The following is a 12,885-nucleotide window of genomic DNA, read 5'->3' as shown; positions in this document are numbered from 1 at the left end:
AAAAAATTCCACAAAAACAAATTGTAGAATTTTTATAAGCACTTCAAGGCATGCTTCAGATTTAAGGCTGCAGCTGTAATAACATCAGCCAATTTTGTTGATTGAGATTACACTTTTGCTCACTTTGTGGATTGCACTCCCCTTGGTATTTGGGCAAGGCAAAACGACCATCGTCATCGATGGGCAGCTTTCTTAGCATGACGGCGTGCAGCACATTGCCACCGATCAGCCATGCTTCTGCCTTAGACTGATCAATCTGCGTGACGATGTCGCAGTGCGTAGGCAATCCTCCAGATTGATTCGCCATATGGTCGGTCAGTGCCTCATGGCTAGACAGCGATGAACCGCCACGCACATAGCACAGCATGTCCCCGACCTTGGGCACTGTCTGCTTAGGATTCTTAGCGTGATAACTGCCCTTTTGTTGCCACGCACGATACATATAATCATAATGGCGCGGCGACACATAAAAATCTTCAATACCCGCCTGCGCCATCACATAGGAGATGAACGCTGCCGACCATGCCACATCACTGGCAAAGGCTCGGCAGATATTCGTGTTTGAATTGTGACTCGTATCCAACTTATTACAGTTTTGATAATTAAAAGACCTGTCTAACCGCGGCAGAGCACCGCTGTCGCGCCAATAGGCTGTCACCCGCTCCCACGCATAAACCCCATCTGTCAATCGAGCATTCTGTGATTCATAATGGTTATACTTGGCGATGTGTCCCTGAGCGGTAATAAAAGGCTCACCCCATGCTTGATGCTCTCTGATGGCGATGGCGCGAATTCGCTCAGCTTTACTGGTATGATTAGGAAAGCTGACTGATGGCGACTGCCACAATTGTGCACGCCGAACTTGTCGGTCTGATGAATCGATACTTGCGCAGCCGGCCAGTAATAATGTAGGTAACATGAAGCTTAAGCAGCTTTTTAGATTTGGCATTATTCTTATAGGTGATTTATGATTTTGGGGCATTGTAGCATAGGTATGACTTTGGGTTCAATTTCCCACTTGGCAAGCCGCATCCCTATTTTTGCGTAAGTTTTACGCAGATTAATGATGGCTTAATAGCGCGGGTGGGTTATGTAATTTTTTTGGCTTTTGATTGGGATTTGATTAAGGGTATGCTATAATTTGGCCATCATTTTTGATACTTAACTTTTTATTTTATTGTAAGGAATAATCATGGATATGCCTGTTGTACAATTTGACACCACTCACGGCGCCATCGTCATCGAACTAAACGCCGAAAAAGCCCCTGTCACCGTTGCCAACTTCATCGACTACGTTGAAAGCGGTCATTACGACGGTACAATTTTCCACCGTGTGATTGATGGCTTTATGATTCAAGGCGGCGGCATGGATGCGGACATGAACGAAAAACGCACCGGCACACCGATCAAGAACGAAGCTGACAACGGTCTAAAAAACGACATCGGCACCATCGCCATGGCTCGTACCCAAGACCCACATTCTGCAACCGCTCAGTTCTTTATTAACGTTAAAAACAACGACTTCCTAAACTACTCAAGCCCAACACCACAAGGCTGGGGTTATGCAGTATTCGGTAAAGTAACCGACGGCATGGATGTGGTTAATCAAATTAAAGGTGTGGCAACAGGTCGCTATGGCTACCATTCAGACGTACCTAGCACGCCAATCGTCATCAACTCTGCCAAAGTTATCTCAAAATAACCCAAAGCAAACACCACAAAGGGCGGAATAGTTTTTCGCCCTTTTTGTGATTTTCATCACTCATAAATTCAAACGCTGATTCGCCATGCAAGATTTCAACCATCTTCTAACCACCAAGCCTCATGACATCCACATGGTATTTGTGAGCGACTTGCATTTATCTGCCGACACCGCAATGCTGAATCAGGCGTTTTTGGCACTATTACAGGAGTTGATGGCCCTGCCAAATCTGCAGACACTCTATATCCTAGGGGATTGGCTGGATAGCTGGATTGGTGATGATGATTATTTAAGTTTATCTGATGCCCAGAAGTCTGAGCATTGGCTTACGTTCATTTTAAATCAGTTAAAGAAGCTATCCCACAAGACCGCCATTTACGTCATGCACGGCAATCGCGACTTTATGATACGCCAAGGTCTGTGCGATGTCCTAGGTGGCACACTGATTAAAGAACCTTATTTTTTAACTTTATCCAACGCATCAAGATTGCGCCTAGAACATGGTGATCGCATGTGTACCGATGACAAAGCCTATCAACGCTACCGCAAAATCATCCAAAACCCCATCGTCTCTTGGCTAATCCTAAAGCAGCCACTGACCAAACGCAGGCAGCTCGCTCAAAACATCAAACAAAAATCCCAAAACGACAAATCCCAAAAAACTGCCGTCATCATGGACGTGAATGACAATGCAACTCACAACGCCCTAGCTACATGCGACATTCTGATGCATGGGCACACGCATCGGCCAGCCGTGCATCACATTGATGGTAAAAAAAGAGTCGTTCTTGGTGACTGGCGACTTAATAGCAATCAAGTAACGGCAGTTATCGGGGCAGTGCTTGATGATGGTGAGATGGGCTTATGGGAATTTTGCCATCCTGTCTGATGTCAAAACCACTTGGTATTTACATTTCAAAAGAGCAATCTAATGGTCTTATCTTAGGCTATTAGCGCCAAAACCTGAGTATGTAGCTGCCACCAAACCACGCCAAAGACTACCGCTACAACCATTGACATCTTCCAAAACCATGCGCGCGACAGCTTAGATTTCAACACCAATGACACCACCATCCCAAACAGCGCCCCAACCAATGCGCCGCCAATATGCGCTGCATTGTCAATGCCCGGCAGTGCAAACCCCATCAGAAGGTTAATCGCCATCACGACGAATAGGTTTTTGGTGTTCAAGACGAACATCGTCGGCGCATGCATCACCGCCAGTACCAATAAGAATGCACCAAGTCCCATGATGCCGCCCGACGCGCCTGCTGACAGCCCCACCGATTCACCTGCTTGTACATCCTGCCAAGTGATGAATAGATTTAGCAAATTACCACCCAACGCTGACAACAAGAACAACATCAAAAACTGCCACTTACCAATGATCTGTTCTGTAACTTGTCCAAAATAGTACACCGCAAAACCATTAAAAAGCAGATGAATGATCCCAATATGTAAAAAGACACTAGAAATCATACGCCAAGGCTCATGCGTGAGCGACAACGGCAAAAAATTCGCCCCAAAGCGCAACAAATCACTCGTGCTAGGATTATCCATGCTAACACCTTGGGTGAGCTGGTATAAGGCAAACCCCACAAAAATCACAATCAACAACAAGGTGACGGGTGCTTTTATTAATAAATTCTGAAAGTTCATAAATCACATCAATACCAATCCAAGAATCAGCATTATACCCTTTTTCAACCTATTATTTATTAATGATGATATTATTTAATTGAAAATTATAGCCAAATAAAATAGATTATTATTTACCTAATAAAATGACTCGGTTATAATTCCCCATAAATTACATTATTGTAATAAATTGTTAACATTGCTACGCTTTGGACAGTCTTTGTTCAACTTTATTTATATTCAACCAAGGAAAACCGCATGGCACAACACGCACCCTTTCCAAAAACCAATAAAGTGCTGCTGGCGCTCATCATTCCTGCAATGATGGCTTATAGCACCCAATCGACCGCTCAAGATACTAACGAACCTAAAGTCACGCTAGATGCTCTAAATGTCACCGTAAATGTCAAACCCAGAGAAAAAGTTGGCGAGAAGATCGTCACACGCCGTGAGCTTGATGAGCAGATTGTGCAAGATAATCGTGATTTAGTACGCTACAACCCCGAAGTGGCAGTTGCTGAAACAGGTCGTTTTGGTAGCAAGGGTTTTGCTATTCGTGGCGTGGATGAAAACCGAGTATCCATGAGCGTAGATGGCATGGCTTTACCTGAATTAGAAGTCAATCAGATATATATGCCTTACGGTTATATGTATAGCGGTCGCCTTGCAATTGATCCTGAAATTATGAGAAACATTAGCATTCAGACAGGGGCAGACTCTCTTACCTCAGGTAATGGCTCGCTAGGAGGTGCCGTTACTTACACCTCAAAAGAGCCCTCCGATCTTATTAGAAATGGCAATAATTTTGGTGGGTATGCCAAAATTGGCTATGCGAGTAAAAGTGAAGAAAATATGGCAGCTGTTGGTCTGGCAGCCAGTACCAAACACCTAGAAGGACTGGTTAATTATGTTCGCCGTGAAGGTCATGAACTCAAAAATCATCGCATGGAAGAACATAATTCTGATAAATTGGCTATTGATTACAATTTTCCTAGTAATGAAGTAGGAACAAGTGGGATATTACCCGACCCGAGCGATTATAAAAGCGACAATCTTTTGGCTAAAATATACTATCATGTGAATGACGAACATCGCTTTGGTATATTTGGCAATTATCTTAGTCGAAAAGACCACAGTTATGCCATCACCAAAGGCACATTAAAAAGCCAACGTCGCATGTCTCATGACAAAGCAAATATGGAAAGTTATGGTATTAATTATCGCTATCTACCCAAATATAGCCAATTGATAGATGAAACAAACATTGAATTTGCTCACCAAAAAGTAAAAGGAATTGCTCATACTGATGTGCGCTTTACAAGTTGGCTTACTGGTTTGGTTGACTCAAATGATGCCTACACCTCAGAACACCGCCCAACATCTGACACTACCAAACAGTTTCGTTTGAGCACCGATTTTCTCCCAATCGACTTTGATGAATTTGGCTCACATAAATTTAGCACTGTCTTTCAGTATACTAACAAGGACCATTCGGCAACACCCCAAAATAAAAACGCTTGTCCAGGTAGTAGCAAATGGATGTGCAATGGCTCTGATAGTCTTGCCAATGACACATTTGTCTATACACCTAACATAGAGCGTAATATTTTTTCATTTGTAGTCTCTGATGATGTTCGACTAAATGACAAATTAGATGCACAACTTGGTGTAAGATATGATAATTATAAATACAAGCCAGAATTTACAGATTATCAAAAATCATTATTTAGCAGATTTCCAGATGCAGGTTATGGATTGTTACAGAACAATACTGGACGCAATAATGATACCTGTAATCAATCCTATGGTTTTAGCTCATGGCTTTACGATCCAGCTAAATTAGCTGCGTGTTATGCGCAAGTAGCTGATTTTCAGTCCTATCGAGAAAAATTCCAACAAGCATTTACAAACAATCACCCCTACAAAGAAGATGCTGTTACTTATAAAATCGGCTTAGGGTATCAGTTTAATGATAATTGGAAAGCCAGTTACAAATACTCCACCGGATTTCTAATGCCAACCGTTACTCAGCTTTATAGTGCATTTAGTGGGATGGGTGTACGTGAAGAGACTGGCTTTATACATGGTCTTAAACCCGAAACTTCAAAAAACCATGAATTAGAATTCAAAGGCGAGTTTGATACATTTGGCGTTAAGCTAGGCGGATACTATGTAGATTACAATGATTTTATTAACATCAAAATTGAGAATAGAGATTTTGGTGGCGTTGGCTATGATACCATTAATTATTATAATGTAGACTCTGCCAAGACTTATGGCGGACGTATTGGTGGCACATGGGATATTTCTGAAATATCCAAACTAAATGGCACATTGCAACTAATGGGCGAGTATGCCATTAGCAAAGATAGTACCAGTCGAGGTACAAATCTTATCGCTAATATGCCAGCAAATGGTGTCGTCGGCTTTGACTATCATGCTGCTGACGACGGCTATGATATTCATGGGCGTTTACGTTATGTTGGTTCAAAGAAAGCAAATGATGCCAAAATTGACGGTCCAAACAATACTATTACAGTCTCCGACTACCTACCATACAGCAAATCCTATACCCTATTTGATCTATATGGCACCAAACGCTTCAACAATGGATTTAATGTTTCGGCAGGTGCTTATAACATCTTCAATGAGAAATACCATAGTTGGGAAACATTAAGAACTTTTATGGGTGCCAAAAATATCAATGCTATGGTGAGTGGCGATGGTATGCAAAGATACACCTCGCCAGGTCGTAACTACGCCTTATCGCTCACTTATGAATTCTAATCATTTCTCAATAAAAAAAAGCCAATCCATCGCGATTGGCTTTTATTTTGTTAACTCTATTTAGACGTGCAAATCATGCCCGCATCGGTCGCAGAACTTGGCGTTGGATGCATGGCCGAATTTACCGCATTTTGGGCAACTGATGGGATGCAGCTGTGGGCGCATGGTTCGGGTAAGCTCAGCGGTAAAAATCCCCGTCGGCACGGCAATGATCGCATAACCTGTAATCATGACCATCGATGCGATCGCCTGACCGACTGGGGTTTTTGGTGAGATGTCACCATAACCCACCGTCGTCAAACTCACAACCGCCCAATAAATCGACAACGGAATACTGGTGTAGCCATTCTCAGGACCTTCAACCACATACATGACCGAACCAAAAATCGTCACAAGCAACAACAACGACAAGAAAAACACGATGATCTTATGCTGACTGGTCTTAAACGCCGCCGCCAAAAATCCCGCCTGCTGCATGTATGATCGTAATTTAAACACCCTAAAGATTCGCAAAATACGCAGAATACGCACCACAAGCAGATACTGCGTACCCATGAAGAACAAGCTTAGATAGCTTGGTAATAATGCCAGCAAATCAATAATCCCAAAGAAGCTAAATGCATAACGCTTGCGATTCGGCGCAGAATACAATCGCATCGCGTATTCAATGGTGAAAAGAATAGTAAACAGCCATTCAGCATAAAAAAACAGCTGACCGTACTGCAGTCGCAAAATCAACACACTATCGAGCATGACCACCGCCACCGACAATGCAATAGCAATCAGCAGTACCACATCAAAGAACTTACCTGTTCGGGTGTCTGTGCCTTCGATGACGATGTGGATTTTCTCTTTTAAGGGCAGGCTTTTTTTGTAAACAGGGGCTTTCATGCAAGATAGAATGAGAGAAAGATGGGTGTATTTTATAATAAAGTTAGGGCTTGGGATAGTATTTTTACAAAATTCTTGTTATGATTGATACGTTTTAGGCTTTTTACATTTGATTCATCATGAGAATCATCATCTTAATGCTACCCCTTGTCCTGACCGCTTGCATGAACATGACAGATTTTTCTGAAAATAAGCGTCAAACACCCCAAACCTACCCGACTTACGACCCAAATTGCCAACGCCATATCCTGGCCCTACGCACACCACAAGGCTATCCTGACATGAGTTCGCCAGAATATCAAGAAACGCATCATCGCACACATTGCCCCTAGCAAATATTGGCAAATTCGCCCAAACCTTGTATAATAACCTATTTTATTATTTTCATTTAAAAGGTGCATTCTATGGCAGGTCATAGTAAATGGGCAAACATCAAACATCGTAAAGCTAAACAAGACGCCGCAAAAGGCAAAATCTTTACCAAAATCATTCGTGAAATCGTATCTGCCAGTAAAGGTGGCGACCCAGACCCTGCCAACAACCCACGCCTGCGTGCCGTGCTAGAAAAAGCCAACGCCGCCAACATGACCAAAGACGTGATTAAGCGTGCGATTGAGCGCGGTCAAGGCGGCGGAGAAGGCGACAACGTCCAAGAGATTACCTATGAGGGCTATGGCGTGGGCGGTGTGGCAGTCATCGTTGAGACCATGACCGACAACGTAAACCGTACGGTGGGCGAAGTTCGCCATGCGTTTAGCAAACACGGTGGCAACCTAGGCACATCAGGCTCAGTGGCGTATCTGTTCTCTAAGCGTGGCGAGATTGTCTTTGGTGATGTATCATTAGAAGATAAGGTCATGGAGGTCGCCCTAGAAGCAGGCGCAAGCGACATCGAGAATGACGGTGAAAGCCTGCTTGTCATCACAGAGCCTAATGACTTCGGCGCTGTGGTGGATGCCTTACTGGCAGCCGATCTAAAAGCTGACAGTATGGAAGTTACCATGTCACCAAGCACCACCGCTGATATCGACAACATCGACGACGCTCAAAAAGTGCTAAAAATGATCGATATGCTAGAAGATTTAGACGATGTGCAAGAAGTCTATACCAACGTCAATTTTAGCGATGACGTCATGGCACAGCTTGATGCTTAATCACAAAACTTCTTGCCCATAAAACATCGCCCAAGTCCGCTTATGCAGATTTGGGCGATTTTACATTGATGATTTTTATAAAAATTCGTTATGACAAGGAAAACTCATGACCACCCTATCTAACTACGTCCGTTCTATCATCACCGCCACCGTCTATGACGTTGCCATTCGCACCCCGCTTGAACAGGCGGACAAATTATCCGCACGCTTTGACAACGACATTCGCCTAAAACGCGAAGACTTACAGCCTGTGTTTAGCTTTAAACTGCGTGGGGCATACAATAAAATCAGCCAATTATCAGACGAACAAAAAGCCAAGGGCATCATCTGTGCGTCCGCTGGCAACCACGCCCAAGGGGTTGCCTACTCGGCAAACCGCCTAAAACTTAATAACCTAATCGTCATGCCAAAAACCACGCCCGACATCAAGGTGCAAGCCGTTAAAGCCTTTGGTGGCACGGTGCATTTGCATGGCGACAGCTTTGATGAAGCCAACCGCTTCGCCATAGACAAGGCAACGACAGACGGCATGACCTACATTGCCCCTTATGATGATGAGCTGGTGATTGCAGGGCAAGGCACGGTGGCGTTAGAGCTGTCGCAAGACTGGCGAGACATGGAATACGTCTTTGTGCCTGTGGGCGGTGGTGGCTTGGTGGCAGGCGTGTCGGCATTTTTAGGCGAAGCTGCCCCGCACGTCAAGATCATTGCGGTGGAATCCGAAGGGGCGGCGTGCCTAAAAGTCGCCTTAGCGGACGGCAAACGCACTCGCTTACCACAGGTAAGCCTATTTGCAGACGGGGTGGCGGTCGCTCAAATCGGACAAATTCCTTTTGACATCGCCAATCTAACCAAATCAAACGGTCAAGGCAAGGTCATCGATGACGTGATAACGTGCAATAACGATGAAATTTGTGCCAGCGTGAAAGACATCTTTGAAGAAAACCGCCACATCGTTGAGCCGTCTGGGGCTTTGGCGTTGGCAGGGCTAAAAAAATACATCAAAGAGCATGACTTGACTGGCAAGAACTGCGTGGCAATCGTCTCAGGGGCGAATATGAACTTTGACCGCTTGCGTTATATTGCCGAACGCACCGAGATTGGCGAGAACAAAGAAGCGATTTTTACGGTAAAATTGCCCGAACAGGCAGGGGCGTTTTTGGATTTTTGTCGCTGTTTGCAGGGGCGAAACATCACCGAATTTAACTATCGCCTAGATGCCACCAGCCCCAATGTCGCCCAGGTGTTTGTCGGCATTGGCTTAAAAGACGGTCAAAAAGAGCGCGCCACGATTGTCGATATGCTAGATATGGGCGGATACGAAGCTCATGACCTAACCGATGATGAAGTTGCCAAAACGCATATCCGCTATTTGATTGGCGGGCATGGGCGACTGACCGATGAACGTCTGTTTCGTGTCATGTTCCCCGAGCGTCCAGGGGCGTTGTTAAATTTCCTTGAAAAATTGGGGCAGGATTTTAACGTAACCTTATTCCACTATCGCAATCACGGAGCGGCGGAAGGGCGGATTTTGGTGGGGCTACAAGCCACGCCCACAAGCGGTCGGCAAATCGTGGACGCACTTACCGAGATTGGCTATGAATGCGAAGATTTGACGGATAATGTTGGCTATGGGGTGTTTTTAAAATAAACCCAAAAAAACACGGTAACACGGTAATTAGTTGCCGTGTTTCTTATTATCCATAACAGTCAAAAAGTTTATTCTTACAAAGAATTTTTGTAAAATAAACCAAACACCCAACCCAAGGGAAAATTTATGAAATCATTATCCAAACCCCTTATCATCGCCCTAGCCTTATCATCAGTATCTGCCTTAGCGTGTGAAAAACCGCAGGTAACGGGATATGATGAAGTTTACTGCCTTAAAGAAGACTTAGCACCCGTAAAACGAAACGGCAAATATGGTTTTATTGATAAAACAGGTAAAGTGGTTGTTCCTGTTCAATATGATGATGCTTGGAGCTTTTTAGAAGGCTTGGCAAAAGTCAAACAAAACGACAAATACGGTTTTATTGATAACACAGGTAAAGTGGTTATCCCTGTTCAATATGATTATGCTTATGACTTTTCAGAGGGCTTGGCAAAAGTAGAACAAAACGGCAAATGGGGGCTTATTGATAAAACAGGCAAAGTAGTTATCCCTGTTCAATATGATGGTGTTGGGAGCTTTTTAGAAGGCTTGGCAACAGTCAACCAAAACGGCAAGTGGGGATATATTGACAAAACAGGTAAAGTGGTTATCCCTTTTCAATATGATTATGTTGGGTATTTTTCAGAAGGCTTGGCACAAGTAAAACAAAACGGCAAATGGGGCTTTATTGATAAAACAGGTAAAGTGGTTATCCCTGTTCAATATGATGAAACTTGGTTTTTTTTAGAGGGCTTGGCACAAGTCAACCAAAACGGCCAATGGGGTTTTATTGATAACACAGGTAAAGTGGTTATCCCTGTTCAATATGGCCATGTTGGGTATTTTTCAGAAGGCTTGGCACAAGTAAAACAAAACGGCAAATGGGGCTTTATTGATAAAACAGGTAAAGTAGTTATCCCTGTTCAATATAATGATGCTGGGTATTTTGAAAATGGTAAAGCCAAAGTGCAACTAAACGGCGAAGAATTTTATATAGACGAAACAGGCAAACGCCTAGACTGACTCGGATTTTGGCATTTTTACCCCAAACACGCTCCCCACGCCCACTTCGCTTTGAATGGTTAGGCTCGCCTGATGACGTGCTAGGGCGTGTTTGGCAATGGCAAGCCCAAGCCCACTACCGCCCGTCTTACGACTTCTGCCCTTATCCACGCGATAGAATCGCTCGGTTAAGTGTCCCAAATGCTCAGCATCAATCCCTTCGCCATTATCCTGCACAAAAAACTCAATCTCATCGCCCACGGACAAATGAACATGGACATCAGTGCCGTTGTCAGTGTGGCGAATGGCATTGAACACAAGGTTACTAAACACACTATACAGCTCTTTGTACACCCCTGATACCCACACGTCAGGCGCGATATCGCTGGTGATGTGATGGCTGCTGCTGAGTGCTTTGGCGTCTTGGCAGATGCCTTCGATCAGCTCGGATAGATTGATGGGTTCGGCGTGCTCTAGGCTTTTTTGGTCGTTCTCTAGGCGGGATAAAGTAAGCAAACCTTCGATCAAATCAAGCATTCTTGAGCTTTCTTTTTGCATCAGTCCAATAAACTCACGCTGCAACGGCTTATCAAGGTCGTTATCCGCCAAGGTCTCAAGAAAGCCTTGAATGACGGTCAATGGCGTTCTAAGCTCGTGTGAGACGTTAGCGATGAAAGTATTTTTTGAGATATTGAGCTGCTCGCTGGCACTGATATCATGCGCGATGAGCATGTTGGCGTTCGCCTCGATGGGAATCAAATTCATCAGTAGGGTTTTTTGATTCAAAGTCAGTTTGTCGTCCACACTCCCCCCTTGTGCGATCGCTTTGTCCAAAAATAACGAAAATTCTTCATGATCAATCTGTTCTTTTAATGAAAGCTTGGATGGCTTTAGCCCTAGATATTCATCAGCGCGGGCGTTTTTCCATTCGATGCCGCCTTTCTCGTTGACGATGAGTACGGCGCTTGGAATGGCTGCCATCATACGATTTAGGCGGTGGATGGCATCTGTTAGTCGTTGTTTGCGCTTGGTTCGGCTGCGCTCTTCGATGGACAATTTGTCAAAAACGCCCTGCCAGACACCACCCTGCCCGCCTCCCGACCCGATCGCCTCTGGCATCGCTTGACGTCTGTTGTCGAGCCATTTAGTCAATCGATGCAGATGAATGCTGTGGTACACGCCCCATGCTGCCAGCACTATGATCGCAAAGATAAACCCAGCATAATTACCAACCACATAAAAGCCAAACACACCGCACAACAGCGCAAGTGCCAATACCGCCAACATCTGCACCATCAGGCCTGACCTTTGTCATTAAAGCTATAACCCACGCCACGTACCGTTTGGATATAATGTGCCACCCCCACCTCTTCAAGCTCGCGTCTTAGCCTGCGAATGTGCACATCCACCGTACGCTCTTCGATGAATACATGATCGCCCCATACCAAGTCCAATAACTCACCGCGGCTATAGATGCGATCTGTGTGGGTCATGAAGAAATGCAAGAGTTTAAACTCAGTCGGACCAAAATGAATCGCCTTGCCATCGACTTTCACTTGATGCTCCTGCGGGCTTAGGGTCAATCTGCCAACCTGTACGATGTCGTCTGTCTTTTGCGGTGCACGGCGACGCAGTAGCGCCTTGATGCGCGCCACCAGCTCTCGTGGGCTAAATGGCTTAGTAACATAGTCATCTGCACCCAAATTAAGCCCAAGCTCCTTATCAGCCTCTTCGCCGCGCGCGGTCAGCATGATGATGGGCAGATCCTTGGTGCGCTCGTTCATGCGTAGCTCTTTGGCGAAGTCCACGCCAGACATCTTCGGCAGCATCCAATCAAGCAGAACCACATCAGGAAGCCGATCATCAATGACCGCCTTAGCATCTTCGGCACTTTCGACCAAATTCACCTCAAATCCCGCCTGCTGTAAACCAAATTCAATCAGTCTTTGGATAGACAGTTCATCTTCTACGACAAGTATGCTTGGCATGACATATCCTTTTTTCTTGATATCAATGCTAAAAAATTCTGGAAAAAATGGTACATTCAATAGCTCAAATGT

12 protein-coding genes are annotated in these 12,885 nt (G+C 44.7%); 7 read left to right on the top strand and 5 right to left on the bottom strand.

The annotated features are described in order from the left end of the window. Positions 1-61 precede the first annotated feature (61 nt). Complete coding sequence (locus tag AAX10_RS02990; RefSeq protein ID WP_158580292.1) at positions 62-919, bottom strand: DUF2272 domain-containing protein; 858 nt, start codon at positions 917-919, stop codon at positions 62-64. A 273-nt stretch (positions 920-1,192) separates the two neighbouring features. Here AAX10_RS02990 and AAX10_RS02985 point away from each other — a divergent pair, with 273 nt between their 5' ends. Beyond that, complete coding sequence (locus tag AAX10_RS02985; RefSeq protein WP_036365146.1) at positions 1,193-1,702, top strand: peptidylprolyl isomerase; 510 nt, start codon at positions 1,193-1,195, stop codon at positions 1,700-1,702. 85 nt (positions 1,703-1,787) lie between these two features. Continuing rightward, positions 1,788-2,591 carry a UDP-2,3-diacylglucosamine diphosphatase gene (locus AAX10_RS02980; RefSeq protein ID WP_046699783.1) on the top strand — a complete coding sequence of 268 codons (804 nt, stop codon included), beginning with the start codon at positions 1,788-1,790 and terminating at the stop codon, positions 2,589-2,591. A gap of 53 nt (positions 2,592-2,644) precedes the next feature. Here AAX10_RS02980 and AAX10_RS02975 read toward each other — a convergent pair whose 3' ends face one another. Continuing rightward, positions 2,645-3,361 (bottom strand): rhomboid family intramembrane serine protease, encoded by a 717-nt coding sequence (locus AAX10_RS02975; protein WP_046699782.1) that lies wholly within the window; start codon positions 3,359-3,361, stop codon positions 2,645-2,647. A 237-nt stretch (positions 3,362-3,598) separates the two neighbouring features. On the opposite strand from AAX10_RS02975, the gene AAX10_RS02970 reads away from it, so the two are divergent. Further along, positions 3,599-6,127: a TonB-dependent hemoglobin/transferrin/lactoferrin family receptor gene (locus tag AAX10_RS02970; RefSeq protein ID WP_046699781.1), complete on the top strand. Its 2,529-nt coding sequence runs from the start codon at positions 3,599-3,601 to the stop codon at positions 6,125-6,127. A 60-nt stretch (positions 6,128-6,187) separates the two neighbouring features. Here AAX10_RS02970 and AAX10_RS02965 read toward each other — a convergent pair whose 3' ends face one another. After that, positions 6,188-7,018 (bottom strand): ion transporter, encoded by an 831-nt coding sequence (locus AAX10_RS02965; RefSeq protein ID WP_036365132.1) that lies wholly within the window; start codon positions 7,016-7,018, stop codon positions 6,188-6,190. Positions 7,019-7,137: 119 nt separating this feature from the next. Between AAX10_RS02965 and AAX10_RS02960 the strand changes: the two genes are divergently transcribed. The 4 genes from AAX10_RS02960 to AAX10_RS02945 all read left to right on the top strand — a co-directional run bounded on the left by AAX10_RS02960 (position 7,138) and on the right by AAX10_RS02945 (position 10,846). Next, complete coding sequence (locus AAX10_RS02960; protein WP_149038842.1) at positions 7,138-7,350, top strand: hypothetical protein; 213 nt, start codon at positions 7,138-7,140, stop codon at positions 7,348-7,350. Positions 7,351-7,422: 72 nt separating this feature from the next. Next, positions 7,423-8,172: a YebC/PmpR family DNA-binding transcriptional regulator gene (locus tag AAX10_RS02955; protein WP_036365127.1), complete on the top strand. Its 750-nt coding sequence runs from the start codon at positions 7,423-7,425 to the stop codon at positions 8,170-8,172. A gap of 106 nt (positions 8,173-8,278) precedes the next feature. Further along, positions 8,279-9,823, top strand: a complete 1,545-nt coding sequence (gene ilvA / locus AAX10_RS02950; protein WP_036365124.1) for a threonine ammonia-lyase, biosynthetic — start codon at positions 8,279-8,281, stop codon at positions 9,821-9,823. 126 nt (positions 9,824-9,949) lie between these two features. After that, the gene (locus AAX10_RS02945) at positions 9,950-10,846 is read left to right on the top strand and encodes a WG repeat-containing protein (RefSeq protein WP_046699780.1); all 897 of its coding nucleotides are present in this window, start codon (positions 9,950-9,952) and stop codon (positions 10,844-10,846) included. Here the strand turns inward: AAX10_RS02945 and phoR are convergent. Both phoR and phoB read right to left on the bottom strand, forming a co-directional pair. Further along, the gene (gene phoR, locus AAX10_RS02940; RefSeq protein ID WP_036365117.1) at positions 10,838-12,121 is read right to left on the bottom strand and encodes a phosphate regulon sensor histidine kinase PhoR; all 1,284 of its coding nucleotides are present in this window, start codon (positions 12,119-12,121) and stop codon (positions 10,838-10,840) included. The genes AAX10_RS02945 and phoR overlap by 9 nt on opposite strands. Continuing rightward, positions 12,121-12,813 (bottom strand): phosphate regulon transcriptional regulator PhoB, encoded by a 693-nt coding sequence (gene phoB, locus AAX10_RS02935; RefSeq protein ID WP_036365114.1) that lies wholly within the window; start codon positions 12,811-12,813, stop codon positions 12,121-12,123. Before phoB ends, phoR begins: the two co-directional genes overlap by 1 nt. Positions 12,814-12,885: the final 72 nt, after the last annotated feature.

The organism is Moraxella bovoculi, from assembly GCF_000988745.2.
Classification (GTDB): Bacteria; Pseudomonadota; Gammaproteobacteria; order Pseudomonadales; family Moraxellaceae; genus Moraxella; species Moraxella bovoculi.
Note: the sequence above shows the minus strand (reverse complement) of the source record. Positions and strands in the feature narration are given on the sequence as shown.

Coding starts and splice junctions, on each gene's coding strand:
- phoB (WP_036365114.1), bottom strand. CDS start 12,813: ATGCCAAGCATACTTGTCGTAGAAGATGAACTGTCTATCCAAAGACTG.
- AAX10_RS02980 (WP_046699783.1), top strand. CDS start 1,788: ATGCAAGATTTCAACCATCTTCTAACCACCAAGCCTCATGACATCCAC.
- AAX10_RS02955 (WP_036365127.1), top strand. CDS start 7,423: ATGGCAGGTCATAGTAAATGGGCAAACATCAAACATCGTAAAGCTAAA.
- AAX10_RS02965 (WP_036365132.1), bottom strand. CDS start 7,018: ATGAAAGCCCCTGTTTACAAAAAAAGCCTGCCCTTAAAAGAGAAAATC.
- AAX10_RS02945 (WP_046699780.1), top strand. CDS start 9,950: ATGAAATCATTATCCAAACCCCTTATCATCGCCCTAGCCTTATCATCA.
- phoR (WP_036365117.1), bottom strand. CDS start 12,121: ATGGTGCAGATGTTGGCGGTATTGGCACTTGCGCTGTTGTGCGGTGTG.
- AAX10_RS02975 (WP_046699782.1), bottom strand. CDS start 3,361: ATGAACTTTCAGAATTTATTAATAAAAGCACCCGTCACCTTGTTGTTG.
- AAX10_RS02960 (WP_149038842.1), top strand. CDS start 7,138: ATGAGAATCATCATCTTAATGCTACCCCTTGTCCTGACCGCTTGCATG.
- AAX10_RS02970 (WP_046699781.1), top strand. CDS start 3,599: ATGGCACAACACGCACCCTTTCCAAAAACCAATAAAGTGCTGCTGGCG.
- AAX10_RS02985 (WP_036365146.1), top strand. CDS start 1,193: ATGGATATGCCTGTTGTACAATTTGACACCACTCACGGCGCCATCGTC.
- ilvA (WP_036365124.1), top strand. CDS start 8,279: ATGACCACCCTATCTAACTACGTCCGTTCTATCATCACCGCCACCGTC.
- AAX10_RS02990 (WP_158580292.1), bottom strand. CDS start 919: ATGTTACCTACATTATTACTGGCCGGCTGCGCAAGTATCGATTCATCA.